The following is a 16,078-nucleotide window of genomic DNA, read 5'->3' on the forward strand; positions in this document are numbered from 1 at the left end:
GAGCAGTCCGGAGGACGCCAGCGTGAACAAGCAGGACCTGATGGCCCAGGTACGTGATACCTCGGGTCTCAGCAAGGAACAGGCCGAGCGGGCCGTGGAATCGGTCTTCGAACTCATCACCGAGGCTTTGCGCCGCGGTGAGGAGGTCAGGATCGTCGGCTTCGGCAGCTTCTTTGTTGGCACCCGGGCGGCCAGTCCGGGCCGCAATCCCCGTACGGGTGAGCGGATCGACCTGCCGCCGACCAAACAGCCGAAATTCCGTGCCGGCAAGACGCTGAAGGAAGCCGTCGGCTGACGCAGGTATTCCCCTGCAGCAGATTTCAGCGGCCGGCAGTCTCTGCCGGCCGTTTGCTGTTTATGGTGCATGTGGCAATCGCCTGCCATGATGGCGGCATGGGTGATCGGCGATGACCAGGAAAACCGGAACCACTGGCGAGCGCGCCATGCTGGAGGGCGCCAGCGGGGAGGGTGAACTGCTGGTCGAGATCGAGGGTCCGCGCCATCCGGGTGCAGTGGCACTATATCGGCTGTGGCAGAAACTGAAGCCTGCGGGAGACGGCCTTCCGCTGCGCGACGACCTCGGCTTCGAGCGGCTGACCGAACTGGGCATCGTCAGCAACTGCTTCGTGATCGAGCCGCTGGATGGCGGGCGCGACTGGCGCTACCGGCTGCTGGGCACGGCGATCACCTGGCTGTTCGGCGGCGATGCCACCAACATTCCCTTCTCGCAGCATTTCATGCCCGAGGAGGCCGAACTGTGCATCCGGCTGTCCAACCGCGTGGCGCAGTCGCGCAAACCGGTGTTCCTGTTCGGCCGTTTCCAGCCCGGCGATTTCAGCGGCACGCTGGAAACCATGTCGCTGCCCGTGCTGGGTCGCGATGGCGAAACCGTCTGGCTGATCGGTGCCAGCTTTCCGGTTGAAACCAAGCCCTGACCCGCCTTGCCGGGCGGTGGCGTCATCTGGTATGAAGACCGCCTTTGCAGCCTCGGATTTCGGGGATTGCGGCGGGCGATTAGCTCAGCGGTAGAGCGCCTCGTTTACACCGAGGATGTCGGCGGTTCAATCCCGTCATCGCCCACCATTTTTTAGGTCTCACGCCGATTTGGCGACAATTTGGCGACAAAACTCCGGGCTGTCAAATAGCGCGGAGTCTTTGCTCAACTAAAGCGCGTAGCTCTCAAAGAATGACTTGGCGGGATGGCTCGGGAGCTGCAGGGATGTAGCCTCCTCAAGAAATCGTCTTATGCTGTGAGCAGCTCGTAGCAGTCGATCGACTCTTCGGTCCTCCATCGCTGATGGCCAAATAATGCCACTACAGAATCGAGTGACGCCATTTGGCGAGATTGTCGCTGTTGCACCGCGTGGCCTTTTCACTGGCAATCGCGGCATCATTCACGACCCGTCCAACCGGACCTTGCTCAAACGTCGCTGGACGACCCGGGCCTGGATCATCTGCCTCTGCGAGTTCAAAGGGCGTCGCCGAGCGGTCATGGGCGGCCGAAGCTGGACTGAGCTTTTCTTTCTGGACGAGGCGACGGCTTTGGCGGCTGGTCATCGACCCTGTTTCTATTGCCAGCGGCAGAGGGCGACTGAGTTCAGGGATGCCTGGGCAGCCGGCAATAAATGGCCGAGACCATATGCTCCCGACATCGACCGCGTTCTCCATGCCGAGCGTTTAGATGGCCGTAGCAAACGGCTGCATCCGCTCCCAGGGCCGCTAGAGCGCTTACCGGATGGATGCTTGGTCACGGAGGGCCAGACGAGTTACTTGGTGCTAGGCGGCAGGCTCTTGCGCTGGAGTGCTTCAGGTTATGAAGCGGCGCCAACATTGCCCGCTGGCCTCCAGCTCCTAACTCCCCCATCAATCTGGTCGGCCCTCAAATCAGGCTTTAGGCCAGTTCTCCACCCCACCGCAGGTGAAGGCTCAGTATTCGGCCTAAGTATTTGATCTTCATGGATAGGTATATAGTCCGATATTGGACTTATTGTTGAATAAAGTACAAATCAATACTAAATTTATAGACAAACCATGTGAGGAGAGACGACATGGAGAAGTCAGCAAAAGCTGCTTCCCAGCTCAATCGGAAGGGTTTGTCTGGGCCTGCTCTGCGGACTTTCTTTAGGATCGCTGAAGCCTGGGGTTTGTCTGCCGAACAGCAGATGACGTTACTCGGCCAAACGACGCGTTCGACCTTCTTCGGTTGGAAGAAGGATCCCAATGTTACGCTGTCAAAAGACACGCTCGAGCGGATTTCCTACATCCTCGGCATCTACAAGGCACTGCAGATTCTGTTGCCAGACGAGAAGGCGGCTGACGCTTGGGTGAAGCGCCCCAATCAAGCGCCCTGCTTCAGTGGTCGGTCGGCACTAGATCGCATGCTGTCAGGCCAAGTAGCCGATCTATTCGTAGTCCGTCAGTATGTGGATGCGCAGCGGGGTGGCTGGTCGTAATGATGCCAGTCAGTCGCATCAGCTGGAAACCAAGCTGGCGCATAATCCCAAGCCGCTTTCCACCGATTCAACTTTTCGAGCGTGTCGCAGACCCAGCCGATCTGGATGCGGTCATGGACCTCGAAGGCTTGACCAACCCCCGTCTGCGCGACGAGGTCGGTGATATTCAGCTCGTGCCGAAAGACGAACGCGTCTCGGGGCCAGGCTCGAGCGTCATTATGGCAGCCTTCACACATTTGAACCCGGACGGCAGTCGATTTACAGACGGCTCATATGGCGTGTTCTATTCAGCTAAAGATTTCGACACGGCCATTGCTGAAACGAAATTCCATCGTGAAGCGTTTATGCGGGCGACCGACGAGCCACGCATGGAGCTCGATATGCGCGTCTATCTGGTCGATGTCGAAGGGCAGCTACATGATATTCGTGAACGGCAGGCCGATCTGCCACTTGCATATCACGCCTCGAATTACGGCGGCAGCCAGAAATTGGCGACAGAACTGCGCGACGCTGGCTCGAACGGCATTGTCTACAGCAGTGTCCGTTATGACGGCGGTGAGTGTGTTGCTGCCTTTCGCACGACGGTTCTGACAAACGCCAGGCAGGAGCGCCATCTTTGCTACATATGGGATGGCAAGGCGATCTCAACAGTCTACGAAAAACGAATTGTATCGTCAGATTAAGCCACACTACCTAAATTCAGCTCTGGCATATGGTTGCGCACTTCTGAGCCGAGATAGCTCGGGCTCAAGTGAGCATAGTAGCGCTCAGAGATCTCAGTTTTGGTATGGCCGAGATTCTTGGAAACAGCTGTTAGAGACGCGCCAGACATGACCAGAAGTGATGCATAGGTATGGCGAAAGCCATGAAAGCTGATGTGTTTAATGCCGGCGGCCTGACAGGCCGACTGTAGGCGGTAGCCGGGATCGGCTACGCGCCAGGCCTCGCCATCGGCACGACGAAAGATCAAATCACCGGGCATGAGATTATGGGTCAGCTCTTTGAAGAAGCTCTGACCTTCGTCGGTCAGGATGACGTGGCGAGCTCTAATCGTCTTTGCCGGCGCAAAATGCACGCTGCCGGCGATCGGGTCAAAATCTGCAGCCGTCAGCCGGCTGAGTTCCATGAGGCGGCCACCTGTATAAAGTGCGCCGCGCACAATCTTGCGAAAATCAGGCGCCAAGAATGGCATCAGCTTGCGGCATTCATCGGCCGTCAGATAAGCCGCATTGGCGATGAGAACGCCTTTAAACATCTTAACGCTACGCCAAGCTGTGTCATTTGCGACTTTGCCATCGCGGGCGGCAAAATTGAGTGCGGCCTTCAGGATCATTAATATGCCATTGGCGCTCTGCCGGCGCTTACGCTTCTCTTCATCTGTCTGCGGGGGTGGCGCTAAGCGACGCGGCTGGCCGAGGCCGACATGAATTGAGCGTGGGCTATTCGACAAGGCGATATGCCAGGCGCGTAGTTCAGGCGCGGTGAGATCTTCGACTCTGCGATGGCCGAATTGCGGGATGATATAGGCGTTGATCGAATACTGCGTGCGCGAAAACGACTTACGGTGTTGGCGAAACCAATCGCAATAATCGCTCATAGCTTCAGCGACGGTGTAGGGGTTGTTGCTGCGTTTTGCCGTAGGCAGTGATGCGGTACGCTTGATGGGCTCAAAAGCATTGCCGATAGGCGCCGCTTGCGGCGGGTGCAGGCTATAACGGCCGCGATCTAAGCCGCTTAAATGATCGAGCCACTTGTCGATGACATGACGATCCCAAAGCCCCAATATTGGCACCGGATGCGGAAAGCCTTTCTTGCGCAACTCGGGCAATAGTTTTGAGTAGGTCTGTTTGGTCAGGCCGAGATACGCGCACAGTGGCGCAAGGCCGATCAGGCGCGGTTGAATGGACGCTGGTTTTTGATTTGCCATGGCGCACCCTCGAGCTCGAGAAGCCAGTGACAACAAGAATTACAACAGACGGCTGATTAATCTACCGGCCAGAGGGGAATCTGATTTCCGTACTGAGTGAGAATCTGCTGTATTCAATACGCAGTCGGATAGGTTGTTGGACATCTCAAGGCCGGCTTCGTTCCAGGTGACGCCGCAGTGCAGAAATCGTCTCGTGTGACGAGACCATAATGTGATTGATCATAGCCTGCTCAGCAGTCTGCGGGCTCTGGGTCAGCAGCGCGGCTAGGATCGCGTTGTGCTCGTTGATGCGCTGCTCGCTGAATTCCTCCAGCGAGGCGACAATGTGGCGATAGCGACTGGTGCGGGCGCGGAAGCCCACTAAGCATTCCTGCAGGGGCTTGTTACTGCAAGCTTCGATAATGATGCGGTGAAAATCGGCCCCGAGTGCCAGCGCCTGTCCAAAATCACGGCTCAAGCCGGCCTGCTGCATGCCGTCGATATTCAATTTTAGCCGTTGCGTATCCTTGCGCGTCAGATTCTCAACCGCCAACCGGGTCGCCAGGCCTTCCAGCGTCGCGCGCACGGCGAACAGCTGCTCGGCTTCTTCGATGTTCAACGCGCGCACCGCGACGCGGCCCGTATTGCTGCGTTCGACGAAGCCTTCCTGTTCCAACTGCACCAGCGCTTCGCGGATAGGGCTGCGGCTGGTCTTAAAATGCTGGGCCAACTCCGGTTCGCTCAGCTTTTCGCCGGGCTTGAGCGTTCCAAGGATGATCGCTTGCCGCAATTCGCTGGTGGCTTTTTCCTGAAGCAGCATGCTCGATCTCAATCTTGGCGCAATCTTTCCAGCGCGGCTGCGCCGGCATGGATCGATAGCGTCAGGGAATAGACGATTTCTTCGCCCGGTTCTAGAAAACGGATATGTCCGCTCTGGTCCAGCTCGGCCCGCCGACTTGCGCGGTTGGTGGCCGGTTCGATCGCCAGCACATTCATACCGGGGCCGAGATGGCGCCATATCTGGAGCGCGGGCAGGGCCTTGGCGTCGTAGTCCACCTGCACCGCCAGGCCACCATTAAGACCCGGGTTGACCAGTGTTACCGAAACTCGGCCATCCGGTCCGGGGCGGGGATCAACCTCCAGGATTTCATCTGCTGCCTCCGCAGAAGGCAGCTGCTGCGTCAGGAAAGCGGCACGTGCTTCGGTTTGAGGTCCGCGACCGGGCGGCAGTAGCAAGGTGGCCTCGGCATCAAGCAGCGGGAAACCGAAATTCAGGTGATAAAGCTGCATATGCGGCGTCGGGCGGTGACCGGCATTGCGCACGCGGTCTGTGATGGTGAGCGACGCGCTGCCCAGCAGCATCTCGATGCGCCGCTGCAGTTCAAGCGTTTCGCCATACATCATGCTTTGGCGCACGAGGCCTTCGCAATGGAAGCGGCAGTCGTCGTTGTCCCAGTTTTCGCCTTGGCTTAGAAAACGCGCCGGCGTCTGACTGATGCGGCCGTGTAGCGGATACTGCGCCGTCTCGCGGCGCGGCCCGAAATGGCCGGCTGGCCCTTCGGCGGCACCACGCACATGGTCGAGACCGCAGGTCACCATCATGCCGTCCATACTGCGCAGCAGGCCAGCACCTTTCTCTTCCTCGGGGACATGCAGACCCGGCGCGCGGAAACCGTTCGCCGAGCGCCAGGACAGTGGAACGCCGTTGAAGCGCAGTTCGCCGATATCGAAACCGCGGTCCACCATCACACGCGCTTCGAGGCCCCCGCCAGAGCGCAGGTCAAGATAACGTACCGCACGCTCTGGCCCGTCGTCGTAGCTGCCAGGAACGATGCCAGCGACTTGCTCCAGCCGGCCGATGCGGCGAAGGAGTTCCGCGCGGGTGAAAGACTGGCCGAACAGGCTAACCATTGTTTGCTGAACCGTTCAGTAAGTGGCGCGACCGCCGGTGGCGTCGAACACCGCGCCGGTGGTGAAGCTGCATTCCTGGCTGGCCATCCAGCAAATCATAGCGGCGATCTCGTCGAGTTCGCCGAATCGGCCCATCGGAATCTTTGACAGCATATAGTCGATATGCTGCTGCTTCATCTGGGCAAAGATCGGCGTACGCACCGCCGCCGGCGCCAGGCAATTGGCCGTGATGCCGGTCGTTGCAAGTTCCTTGCCCAGTGATTTGATCAAGCCGATCACTCCCGCTTTCGACGCGCTGTAGGCGCTGGCATTCGGATTGCCCTCCTTGCCGGCCACCGAAGCGAGCGCGACGATTCGCCCGTAATTGCCCTTCAGCATAGGTGGGACCACAGCGCGGCAGCAATGAAACATACCGAGCAGGTTGACCTGGATGACACTGGTCCAGTCCGCCACCGGATAATCCCAAGTGGTCGTATTCGGGCCGGTGATGCCGGCGCTGGCGACCAGGATGTCGAGCCGTCCGTGCCGGGTCATCACTTCATCGGCCGCGCGTGCCACATCGGCGGCGTCGGCGATATCGACGAGCCGCGTTTCGCCGATGTCGGCGGTCTGCCGGTCCCACACTACGATCTTCGCACCTTCGGTTGCCAAACGCTCCGCCACCTGACGACCGATACCGGACGCTCCGCCGGTGACCACGGCCACCTGACCGACGAATCTACTGCCTTCTTTCATAAACCCTCTCTGCACTGGCGGCCTTTCCGCCTGCGCACAACCTACGCTTGACAGAATAAATTGTCGACCATATTCTAAAACTGTCGACAGAAATCGGCTATACAGGCCGAGACCGGGAGGAATGGGACATGAGTCGGATTACCAAGGTGGCCTGCAAACTGATCTCCGAGCCGCTGCCGGCCGGTTGGACCGCAGCGCATGGCACCAGTCACAAGCGCGATGAATGCCTGGTCTTCGTCACCACCGAGGATGGCCTGGTGGGGATGGGCGAGGCCTATCACGCGTTCTCGCCCAAGGTGATGGCCTCGATCGTCGAGGAGCATTTGGCCGATATCATCGTCGGTCGCGACTCGTCCGAGATCCAGCTGCTGTGGGAGGAGATGTTTTTCTCAGCTGGCCAGCTCGGTTCGGCGGCGGTTGCTGCGATCTCCGGCATCGACATCGCCCTGTGGGACCTGATGGGCCGGCGGCTCAATCGCCCGATCGCCGATCTGCTCGGCGGCGGCGGCGTGCGGCGTGTGCCCACTTATGTTGGCTGCATGTGCCTGGGCTTCCAGGACGCCAAGTCGCTGCGCGAGGAAGTACGCGGCTATGTCGCCGACGGTTTCACCGCGCTGAAGGTGCGCGGCGGTCTGAATCTGGAGGCCGATCTCGAGGCCGTAGCGGTCACCCGCGAGGCCGCTGGCGCATATATCGACATCATGATCGACGCCAATTCTGCGTATTCGCCGCCCGAGAGCCTGCAGCTGGCGCGCAAACTCGAGCGCTACAACACTTTCTGGCTGGAAGACCCGTTTGATTTCAGCGTCGCTTATCACCATGCCGATATGGGCTGGCTGCGCCGCAACTCGCCGGTGCCGATCGCCTCGGGCGGCAATGTCTACACGCGCTTCAACGCACGCAGCCTGATTGATGCCGGCGGCGTCGACTATCTGACGCCCGATGTCACCAAATGCGGTGGCATCTCCGAAGGCCTGAAGATCGCGGCACTGGCCAGCGCCTTCAACATCACCGTTGCACCACATACCGTGGTCGGCGTCGGCACTGTAGCCGGCGTGCATTACGCCGCAGCCCTGCCAACGCATATCCGCGGTCATCTCGAATGGGACGCTTCGGTGACGAATCCGCTTCGGGACGAGCTATGCGTGCCGGCGCTGGATATCGCCAACGGTTCGGTGTTGGTGCCGCGTGGGCCCGGTCTGGGCATAGCTCTGCCGGGACCGGATGCGCTGGAACGCTTCGCCTTCATCGCCGGCCGAGAGATTTCGATGCCGCCGCGCCAGCGCCGCTGGGACCCGAACCGACCGCAGGCAGCGGCCGAATGACCGGCCGAACTGTCGACAGAAGCTGGAGGCTTCAGCCACCTAGTCCTTGAGCAGTGTAGTTATCTGATAAAACCAACAGAACCCTAGGGAGGGGTATTCAAAATGAGGACGAAATCAAAACTTCGCTTGGCCGCGTTGGCCATGGCCGGAGCGCTGCTAGCGCCGATGGCAGCCCTGGCGCAAACGGTCACTATGTGGACGTTCCTCAATCCGGCGAACGAGACACCGCGCGATCGCGCGCTGAAGCAGATCATCGACAAGTTTGAAGCGGCCAATCCGAGCATCAAGATCAAGGTCGAGAGCCAGGTCTGGTTCACGCTGGCAGAAAAGTTCGTTATGGCGCATCGCTCGCGTAGTGCGCCTGATATCGGCTGGGTCAATGGCGAGAATATGGGCCTGTTGGTGAATGCCGGTGTGGCCGAAGATCTGGGGCCACTGATTACATCAAAATGGACGCCGGCGCAGCGTCAAGACCTGGTGCTGCCGCAGGCCTATGAATGGGTGAAGACTGGCGGCAAGCAGGTGGCGGTACCGATCATGGCGCTGTCGATCGTGCTGTTCTACCGCAAGGACTTGATGCGTGAAGCCGGCATTGATCCAGCCGGAGTCAAGACCTGGGACGACCTGGCCAGTGCTGCGGCCAAGATGCAGCGTACCAACGGCCCGAATGTCGAGCGCTGGGGCGTTGGCATGCATCTGTCGACCGACAAGACGACGATGTCGTTTGGCGCCAATGCACTGGCTGCCGCGCAGGACGGCAAGCTGTTTGGCGACAAGTGCAAAGCACTGCTGGCCAACGACAACGGTGTGCGTGCGCTCAATATGCAGGCGGACCTGATTCGCAAGCACAAGGTCGCCAGCCAGGAGAGCTTTGCCTACACGCTGGACGATGTGATCGAGCAGTTCATTGCGGGCAAGGTGGCGCTGGCTAGCAGTGGCAACGGTCGTTATGGCAACGTGATGGAAAAAGCCACCTGGAACGGCAAGGAACTCGGCATGTTGCCTTGGCCGAGCCTCGACGGCAAAAAGCCGGGCCCACAGATTATGTCGGGTTGGTTCGCCTCGATCTCGAAAGACTCGAAGCAGAAAGAGGCGGCCGCCAAATTTGTTGCCTACATGACCGGGCCGGAGGGAATGGAACTCTGGGCCGAGCCGGGTGGGCAAGTGCCGCTGTTCAAGTCCATCTTTGACAAACCGGTTTTCAAGGACGCGAAATATGACCCACTGCGCCAGTTGTCGCAGATGTGGGCCGATGCAGAAGTCTGGCTGCCGGCGGAATGCAATGCCGCACGCACCTTCGTCGACCTCAATACGGCGACGCAACGCGTAGTGCTTGGCAATGTCGATCCGATGGCGGCGCTGCGCGAAGCCGAAGCGGCTTCGGCCGGCCGGCAGTAAGTCATAAATACCAGTAAGATTTGAACGAGTGACCGGCAGAGGATGGTTGGTGCGTTATGATGGACGGACAGCGTACGCCCTTCCAGGCTTACCGATATCTTCTGCCGGCACTGGTTCTCGAAGTGGGTTTCGTCTTCGCCCCGCTTGCGCTCAGCCTGTATTACAGCGTGCACCGAGTGCGCTATTATCAGCTCGGTGATTTCAACGGCCTGCAAAACTACATCGACATTCTCAGCCACCGGCTGTTTCTAAATTCGTTCCTAGTGACCTGTAGCTTCAGCCTGATGGCACTGACGCTCACCTTCGCCACCGGCTTCGGCCTGGCACTCTTCTTGAACCGCGACACCGCCGGCAGTATTCTGCTGCGCACCGTCGTTCTGCTGCCTTACGTGATCGCCATGCTGGTTGGCTCTATGCTGCTGAAGTGGATTTTCTCCACCGATGCAGGGCTGGTACCGCTGGCTGCAGCCTGGTTTGATGTCGCCAGCCCGACCGTTCTGGCCGACCCCGAATATGCGATGGCCGCGATGGTGGCCAACGGCATTTGGCGCGACTCAGCTTTTGCCATGGTGATGCTGTTGGCGGGCTTACGCAGCATCCCGCCTAACCTGATCCAAGCGGCGCGCATCGACGGCGCCGGCTCATATATGATCTTCCGTCGCATCATCTTGCCCCTGCTGCGGCCCGCAATCTTGATTACGCTGATACGGCTGCTGCTACATTTCGCCAATGTGTTGACCTTCCCGCTGATACTCACCGGTGGCGGACCGAACAACGCGACCGATACGCTGGCGTTGCGTATCTTCCGCATCGGTTTCGAGGATTTCGATCTTGGCAAGGCCAATGCCATGGCCATTGTGCTCTGCCTCTTCAATATTGCCGCCGTGGTCTTACTGCTGGCAGTGTTCCGGAAAACACGCGGAGGGCAGAGCCTGTGATCTTCGAATCCCATTCTGGCCTGTTGCGCCGACTGTTGCGCGGTCTTCTCTCTGTGATCATCGTCGTGGCTGCGCTGTTTCCGATCTTCTGGGGCCTGATGACCTCACTGAAGCCAACGCGTGACATTGTGCAGTTCCCGCCCAGTTTGCTGCCTGCGACAGTGACCTTCGAGCATTATGTCACAATCTTTAAAGCTGGCGCTTTCGGCTTTCTGCTGAACAGTCTGCTGGTTTCGGCCGGCACCGTGGTTATATGCCTCGGCATCGGAGCTCTGGCAGCTTATGGTCTTGCCCGTTTCGAATTCCCCGGTAAACGCGCCGTAATGGTCGCTATCATCGCAGTGATGAGCATTCCGGTCGCCTCACTGCTGATCCCAACCTATACGCTGATCGCCGAAATCGGCCTGGTAAACACCCATATCGGGTTGATCCTGGTCTACAGCGCCTATCAGTTGCCGATCGTCATCTGGATCCTGGCAGCTTATTACCAAAGCCTGCCCATTGAACTTGAATGGTCGGCCATGATGGACGGCTACAGCCGATTGCAGGCTCTGTGGAAGGTAGTGTTGCCGCTGTCGCGTCCTGGGTTAATCGCGGCCGGGCTGTTCGTGGTGGTCTTTGCCTGGAACGATTTCGTCGTAGCGGTGACGCTGTTGTCGTCGGAAGAGACGCGCACGCTGCCCATTGGCATCTATAACTTCCTCGGCTTCTACGGCCGCGAATGGGGGCCGCTGCTAGCAGCTTCCATGGTTTCGACAATCCCGCTGCTGGTAGTCTTCGTTATCCTGCAGCGCTATTTCATGGCTGGCATGACCAACGGCAGCGTCAAGGGGTGAGTGGGGTATGATTCAGGATAGTGGCGCCTCCATCGCATTTCGCGGTATCGGCAAACGATATGGCGAAACCGTCGCGTTGGCCGATCTCGATTTGACGATCCAGCCGGGTGAATTCGTTTCGCTGCTGGGGCCGTCCGGCTCGGGCAAGACCACGACACTCAACATCCTCGCCGGCCTCATCAGTGCCGACAACGGTAGCATCATGATCGGCGATACCGATGTGACGCATCTATCGCCAGACCGCCGCGGCATTGCCATGGTATTCCAGAATTACGCGCTCTATCCGCATATGACGATCGCCGAGAACTTGGCATTTCCCCTGCAGGCACGCGGCCACGACTTGAGCAAGCAGGCGATTGCAGCGAAGGTCAAGGATGTAGCCGAGACGCTGGGCATCGGTCATCTGCTGGCGCGTTACCCGAAGGAAATCTCGGGTGGCCAGCAGCAGCGCGTAGCGCTCGGCCGCGCCATGGTGCGTGATCCAAAAGTGTTTCTGCTGGACGAGCCTCTATCGAATCTCGATGCGCGGCTGCGGCTCAAGATGCGCCGTGACCTCAAGGCGCTGCACCAGCGGCTGCGCTCTACCATCGTTTATGTTACGCACGACCAGAGCGAGGCGATGTCGCTGTCGGACCGCATCGCCATCTATCAGGGCGGACGGTTGCAGCAGTTCGGCGCACCGGCCGATATTTATCGCAAACCGGTGAATGCCTTCGTCGCCAACTTTATGGGCGAGCGAGAGATGAACAACCTGTCGGGCACAGTAGTACAGGTAGGCGACGGGCTTGTGTTCAGGTCCGATGGTTTGAATCTGGCGCTGCCGGCCCCCTTGAATGATTGGGCACGCTTCCAGGGCCGTGCCGTTACGCTGGGCATCCGGCCGCAGGGCGTTAAGATCGGCGAACGAACAGATGCCGTGCAATGTGAGGCGGTACTGCGGCAGGTCGAACATGCTGGCACCGAGCAATTCTATTATGCGCAGGCCGGTGGTATCGAGCTGAGCGGTGCGGCCGCGGCAGACGCGGTACTTGCCATAGAAGACCGGGTGCGGTTGTCGCTGCTGACTCGCGAACTTTATCTGTTTGATACCGCCAGCGGGGCGGCACTGGTGCAAGGTGGCGATCTGGCCGCATGATGCAGCCATGAAGCAGCTTTCCATTCATGCACGCTTGCCGGGCAATTTCCGCTCGGTCCTGAAGAACGGCTGGGCGGAACGCCGCCGTAATGGCGCGGCGGCAGACTGCTTTCTGGAGGGGCCCTGCTGCGACGAACGCGGTTGGCTGTGGTGCGTCGATATCGCCAACAGCCGCATCCTTGCGCTGTCGCCCGACGGTGCCTGGGAAGTCGGATATCAGTATGACGGCTGGCCAACCGGCCTGAAACTCGATCGGCAAGGCCGCTGCCTGATCGCGGACAATCGTTGGGGGTTGCTGCGACTCGACCCGTCAACGGGTAAGCACGAGGTGCTGGCCGATAGTTTCGAGGGTGCGCCGCTGCATGGCCCCAACGACGTGACTGTTGCCGCCAGTGGCGATGTCTATTTCACCGACCAGGGCGATTCCGACATTTTGCGGCCCTATGGTCGGATCTTTCGGTGGCGCGACGGCAAGGGGTTGGAACTGATCGCCGCGGGCTTCCCCAGTCCGAACGGCCTGGTGTTGACGCCAGACGAGCGCTTTCTCTATGTCGCGGTCACGCAAGCCAACGCGATCTGGCGCGTGATCTTGCGGCCTGATGGCGGCCTCGGCAAAGTCGGGCATTTCGTGCAAATGTCGGGTTCACTGGGCGGTGGACCGGATGGACTGGCGATGGATGACGTCAGCAATTTGCTGGTCTGCCATGCACTGGCGGGCTGCGTGATCGTCTACGACAGGTTCGGCGAACCCCTCGAACGCATCCGCACGGCCGAGGGTCTGATCCCTACCAACCTGGCATTCTCGCGACGCGAGCAGGGCCGTTTGTTCGTGACCGAAGCCGAAACCGGAACCATCCAGACCATCCGGCTCGATCATCCTGGTCACCATCCCTACACCTTGGAGTGACAGATGCAGGATTTCAGTGGACGCGTGGCTGTGGTGACGGGCGGCGGCAGCGGTATCGGCCTCGGTACAGCCGAAGCCTTACTTGCTGAAGGTGCCCGCGTTGCACTGCTCGGGCATGATGCAAATCAGATCGCCGCAGCGGTCGAGACGTTGACTGCGCGCTATCCGGATCGGGTCTGGGGTTTCGATGGCGATGTTCGCAGCCTCGCCAAGCTGGAAGCTGCCGTGCAGGACGTGATACGCCGCGCTGGCCGGATTGACCATCTGGTCTGCGCCGCGGGCATCCAGGTGCCGGGCACGGCTGTTTCGGCCAGCGAGGCGGACTGGCTGCGCGTGATTGACACCAATCTTTCTGGCACCTTCCGCGCCTGTAAGGCCGTGCTGCCGGCAATGATCGCGGGTAGGGGCGGTTCGATCGTTGTGGTTTCCTCAATCCAAGCGCTGCGCGGCAAGCCCAACGGCGTTGCCTATGTAGCTGCCAAGGGCGGGCTGAATGCGATGACGCGGGCGATGGCATTGGACCACGCCAAGGACAATATCCGCATCAATGTTGTATGCCCCGGCGTAGTCGATACGCCGATGCTGCGCGAGGCGGCCGCGCGCGTCGTAACACCGGAAACCAGCGGCGATATGCTGGTGCAGCGCTGGACCTCAGCACAGCCGATTGCAGCTGCGGTAGAAAAGCCTTGCGGGCCAGCCGACGTGGCGCAGATGGTTCTCTTCCTGCTCGGCCCTCGTGCCGCTTATGTGACCGGGGCGGAATTTACGGTCGATGGCGGACTTGGAGCTAAGTTGCCTCTCTAGTTCATCTGCTCTCTCGGGCATTTTCGGCTTCTCTATAGCTGCCGTGAAATACGAAAATCTACCGGCACGGAGAAATTCTGAATTTTGTACTGAGTGAGAGTCTAATGAGACGAACGTAGTGAGGGTGGGGATTTCGAGTAACGATGCCTACGATTGTATGCACTAAAACGTAGAAATTTATGTCCTATTGAATCTCTTGGGTTGTGCTACGAATCCTCACGGTGGGTAAGTGGGGAATCGGGGGATGGCACGCGCCGCTGTGTGTAACGCTGCACTTCTGTGCATGCTTACACTGACTTCAATGCCGGTAGTCGCAGCTGACGACCTTCTAATAACACGTGCTGCATTCAGTGGCGGTGTTACAGGTCGTGAGGCCGAGCGGCATGGGTATTGGGCGATTTCCTCGCCAGTAAATTCTGCCACTTCAGGCCGAGAAATTCCGAAACTACCCCGCGAGCTGGTATTGCGGGCTAGCCCTGGTTGGTAGATCTGGCTCAACTCAGTTCAACAATTGAATTGGATCAGTAGAATCCAAACTGAGTAGATAACCCGAGTTTGGTTCCAGCAAGGAGCAATGCATCTTCTGGGCAGTGCCTGGCCTACCTCATACTCTGCGCAGCTACAAAACCAGGCCCGTCGGCGACGCAAAGCGGCTTAGGACAATCTGCCGCGGGTGATATCGGACGGGCGGATGCCGAAGCGACGACGAAACCTCGTGCTGAAATGCGATGAACTGCTGAAGCCGACGCGATATGCCACTTCGGTCAATGAGCGGGCATTGTGACCTGAGCGCAACAGCATGTCATGCCCGAGCTCAATCCGCCGTGTCCAGATCCAGTTCGAGACCGACTGGCCTTCAAGCCGAAACAGCGTATGCAAGTAGCGCAGCGAGATGCCGTTGCTTTTAGCGATCAGTTCTGGGCTCAGGCTCTGGTCGCAGAGGTGATCCTCGATCCAGGCCTTCACCGACCGCAGGCGCGCCTTCTGCACCACCTGTTCCGTCATTGGCTCGTCGCGATGTGCCGTCTCGAAAGCCAGGGCCAGGACGTCCATCAACTCCTCGCCGAGCTTTGCGCGAGCCGGCGTGTCCAGGGCATCGCCCTGGCCGGCCAGCGTCGAACAGAATTCCACCGCGACGCGCCCGAGCCCGCGGCCGGTGCTCATGGTGGCGGCGAGCGGCGCCTGCCCATTTGCAAAACGGCTGCCGAAAGCTTCGCGCGGAATCTCAAGGTAATAGGAACGCACCTTGCCTATGCATTGCAGGTCATAAGGCTCAGATGCGCAGAACAATGCGCCGACGCCGGCTGAGGTATGGAATGAATCGCCGGACTGCAGCACGTTGACGCTACCAGTCTGGATGAACTGCACGTAGTAGCAATCCTTGTCCAGCTTCGACAGATGTGTCTTCCGCCGCGAGATCAGCTGCTGCGACACCAGGCATTCCGTCATCGCGACATTGCCGAACTGGGTCTCGCGGATGAACCCGTCGTAGTTGTCCGGGTCGTCGGCCTTGACGTTGACGTGAACGTAAACGTCGCAAATGGCATCGCGCCAGGCGGCATAGCGTTTGGCGCGATCCAGTGCATCGGTCGAGAATACCAGATCCATGACATCCTCCCGCGCCGTCCAATGGACTGCGGCCTGCCGTGCGATGCCTGCGGTCGCTTTGAGTCTCGTTCAGACTTGAACGGCGGAACGCCAGCATTCTTTGCCATTCCCCGAAGCCGGGC

General features: G+C 59.4%; 17 protein-coding genes and 1 tRNA gene. 12 read left to right on the top strand and 6 right to left on the bottom strand.

Features of this window, described 5'->3' with window-relative positions; translation table 11 throughout:
- The first annotated feature begins 22 nt into the window (after positions 1–22).
- The 3 genes from CTR53_RS11755 (at position 23) to CTR53_RS11765 (ending at position 1,083) form a co-directional block, all read left to right on the top strand.
- Entirely contained in the window at positions 23–295 is a 273-nt protein-coding gene (locus CTR53_RS11755) for an HU family DNA-binding protein (protein ID WP_144069354.1), read from the top strand.
- A gap of 112 nt (positions 296–407) precedes the next feature.
- The gene (locus CTR53_RS11760; protein WP_290813246.1) at positions 408–935 is read left to right on the top strand and encodes a PAS domain-containing protein; all 528 of its coding nucleotides are present in this window, start codon (positions 408–410) and stop codon (positions 933–935) included.
- A 73-nt stretch (positions 936–1,008) separates the two neighbouring features.
- A tRNA-Val gene (locus CTR53_RS11765) sits at positions 1,009–1,083 on the top strand.
- 231 nt (positions 1,084–1,314) lie between these two features.
- On the opposite strand, the gene CTR53_RS11770 is transcribed toward CTR53_RS11765, so the two are convergent.
- On the bottom strand, positions 1,315–1,557 hold the full coding sequence (locus tag CTR53_RS11770; RefSeq protein ID WP_290813248.1) for a hypothetical protein: 243 nt from the start codon (positions 1,555–1,557) through the stop codon (positions 1,315–1,317).
- A gap of 491 nt (positions 1,558–2,048) precedes the next feature.
- Between CTR53_RS11770 and CTR53_RS11775 the strand changes: the two genes are divergently transcribed.
- On the top strand, positions 2,049–2,453 hold the full coding sequence (locus tag CTR53_RS11775; protein ID WP_290813250.1) for an antitoxin Xre-like helix-turn-helix domain-containing protein: 405 nt from the start codon (positions 2,049–2,051) through the stop codon (positions 2,451–2,453).
- 113 nt (positions 2,454–2,566) lie between these two features.
- Complete coding sequence (locus tag CTR53_RS11780; RefSeq protein ID WP_290813252.1) at positions 2,567–3,136, top strand: RES family NAD+ phosphorylase; 570 nt, start codon at positions 2,567–2,569, stop codon at positions 3,134–3,136.
- On the opposite strand, the gene CTR53_RS11785 is transcribed toward CTR53_RS11780, so the two are convergent.
- From CTR53_RS11785 to CTR53_RS11800, 4 genes are all read right to left on the bottom strand, one after another.
- Entirely contained in the window at positions 3,133–4,380 is a 1,248-nt protein-coding gene (locus CTR53_RS11785; RefSeq protein ID WP_290813255.1) for a site-specific integrase, read from the bottom strand. The genes CTR53_RS11780 and CTR53_RS11785 overlap by 4 nt on opposite strands.
- Positions 4,381–4,525: 145 nt before the next feature.
- On the bottom strand, positions 4,526–5,179 hold the full coding sequence (locus tag CTR53_RS11790; RefSeq protein ID WP_290813257.1) for a GntR family transcriptional regulator: 654 nt from the start codon (positions 5,177–5,179) through the stop codon (positions 4,526–4,528).
- An 8-nt stretch (positions 5,180–5,187) separates the two neighbouring features.
- A complete protein-coding gene (locus tag CTR53_RS11795) occupies positions 5,188–6,270 on the bottom strand; it encodes an aldose 1-epimerase family protein (protein ID WP_290813259.1) in 1,083 nt (360 codons plus the stop codon).
- A gap of 15 nt (positions 6,271–6,285) precedes the next feature.
- On the bottom strand, positions 6,286–7,005 hold the full coding sequence (locus CTR53_RS11800) for an SDR family NAD(P)-dependent oxidoreductase (RefSeq protein WP_290813261.1): 720 nt from the start codon (positions 7,003–7,005) through the stop codon (positions 6,286–6,288).
- A 128-nt stretch (positions 7,006–7,133) separates the two neighbouring features.
- On the opposite strand from CTR53_RS11800, the gene CTR53_RS11805 reads away from it, so the two are divergent.
- The 7 genes from CTR53_RS11805 to CTR53_RS11835 all read left to right on the top strand — a co-directional run bounded on the left by CTR53_RS11805 (position 7,134) and on the right by CTR53_RS11835 (position 14,348).
- Positions 7,134–8,330, top strand: coding sequence for a mandelate racemase/muconate lactonizing enzyme family protein (locus CTR53_RS11805; protein ID WP_290813263.1), 1,197 nt, complete (start codon positions 7,134–7,136; stop codon positions 8,328–8,330).
- Positions 8,331–8,471: 141 nt separating this feature from the next.
- Positions 8,472–9,728: an extracellular solute-binding protein gene (locus tag CTR53_RS11810; protein ID WP_290813265.1), complete on the top strand. Its 1,257-nt coding sequence runs from the start codon at positions 8,472–8,474 to the stop codon at positions 9,726–9,728.
- A gap of 122 nt (positions 9,729–9,850) precedes the next feature.
- Entirely contained in the window at positions 9,851–10,666 is an 816-nt protein-coding gene (locus CTR53_RS11815; RefSeq protein ID WP_290813268.1) for a carbohydrate ABC transporter permease, read from the top strand.
- A complete protein-coding gene (locus CTR53_RS11820) occupies positions 10,663–11,502 on the top strand; it encodes a carbohydrate ABC transporter permease (protein ID WP_290813270.1) in 840 nt (279 codons plus the stop codon). The genes CTR53_RS11815 and CTR53_RS11820 overlap by 4 nt, the downstream gene beginning before the upstream one ends.
- A gap of 76 nt (positions 11,503–11,578) precedes the next feature.
- On the top strand, positions 11,579–12,637 hold the full coding sequence (locus CTR53_RS11825) for an ABC transporter ATP-binding protein (protein WP_290813272.1): 1,059 nt from the start codon (positions 11,579–11,581) through the stop codon (positions 12,635–12,637).
- Positions 12,618–13,544, top strand: a complete 927-nt coding sequence (locus tag CTR53_RS11830) for an SMP-30/gluconolactonase/LRE family protein (RefSeq protein ID WP_290813274.1) — start codon at positions 12,618–12,620, stop codon at positions 13,542–13,544. The genes CTR53_RS11825 and CTR53_RS11830 overlap by 20 nt, the downstream gene beginning before the upstream one ends.
- A gap of 3 nt (positions 13,545–13,547) precedes the next feature.
- The gene (locus CTR53_RS11835; RefSeq protein ID WP_290813276.1) at positions 13,548–14,348 is read left to right on the top strand and encodes an SDR family NAD(P)-dependent oxidoreductase; all 801 of its coding nucleotides are present in this window, start codon (positions 13,548–13,550) and stop codon (positions 14,346–14,348) included.
- Positions 14,349–15,002: 654 nt separating this feature from the next.
- Here CTR53_RS11835 and CTR53_RS11840 read toward each other — a convergent pair.
- Positions 15,003–15,956, bottom strand: coding sequence for a helix-turn-helix domain-containing protein (locus tag CTR53_RS11840; RefSeq protein WP_290813279.1), 954 nt, complete (start codon positions 15,954–15,956; stop codon positions 15,003–15,005).
- Between the last annotated feature and the right edge of the window lie 122 nt (positions 15,957–16,078).

It is taken from the genome of Ferrovibrio sp., assembly GCF_002796975.1.
Classification (GTDB): Bacteria; Pseudomonadota; Alphaproteobacteria; order Ferrovibrionales; family Ferrovibrionaceae; genus Ferrovibrio.

What these genes read in the sequence shown, in the direction of transcription:
- CTR53_RS11780 (WP_290813252.1), top strand. Translation starts at nt 2,567, where the DNA reads ATGGACCTCGAAGGCTTGACCAACCCCCGTCTGCGCGACGAGGTCGGT.
- CTR53_RS11775 (WP_290813250.1), top strand. Translation starts at nt 2,049, where the DNA reads ATGGAGAAGTCAGCAAAAGCTGCTTCCCAGCTCAATCGGAAGGGTTTG.
- CTR53_RS11785 (WP_290813255.1), bottom strand. Translation starts at nt 4,380, where the DNA reads ATGGCAAATCAAAAACCAGCGTCCATTCAACCGCGCCTGATCGGCCTT.
- CTR53_RS11810 (WP_290813265.1), top strand. Translation starts at nt 8,472, where the DNA reads ATGGCCGGAGCGCTGCTAGCGCCGATGGCAGCCCTGGCGCAAACGGTC.
- CTR53_RS11770 (WP_290813248.1), bottom strand. Translation starts at nt 1,557, where the DNA reads ATGACCAGCCGCCAAAGCCGTCGCCTCGTCCAGAAAGAAAAGCTCAGT.
- CTR53_RS11800 (WP_290813261.1), bottom strand. Translation starts at nt 7,005, where the DNA reads ATGAAAGAAGGCAGTAGATTCGTCGGTCAGGTGGCCGTGGTCACCGGC.
- CTR53_RS11805 (WP_290813263.1), top strand. Translation starts at nt 7,134, where the DNA reads ATGAGTCGGATTACCAAGGTGGCCTGCAAACTGATCTCCGAGCCGCTG.
- CTR53_RS11835 (WP_290813276.1), top strand. Translation starts at nt 13,548, where the DNA reads ATGCAGGATTTCAGTGGACGCGTGGCTGTGGTGACGGGCGGCGGCAGC.
- CTR53_RS11790 (WP_290813257.1), bottom strand. Translation starts at nt 5,179, where the DNA reads ATGCTGCTTCAGGAAAAAGCCACCAGCGAATTGCGGCAAGCGATCATC.
- CTR53_RS11760 (WP_290813246.1), top strand. Translation starts at nt 408, where the DNA reads ATGACCAGGAAAACCGGAACCACTGGCGAGCGCGCCATGCTGGAGGGC.
- CTR53_RS11840 (WP_290813279.1), bottom strand. Translation starts at nt 15,956, where the DNA reads ATGGATCTGGTATTCTCGACCGATGCACTGGATCGCGCCAAACGCTAT.
- CTR53_RS11795 (WP_290813259.1), bottom strand. Translation starts at nt 6,270, where the DNA reads ATGGTTAGCCTGTTCGGCCAGTCTTTCACCCGCGCGGAACTCCTTCGC.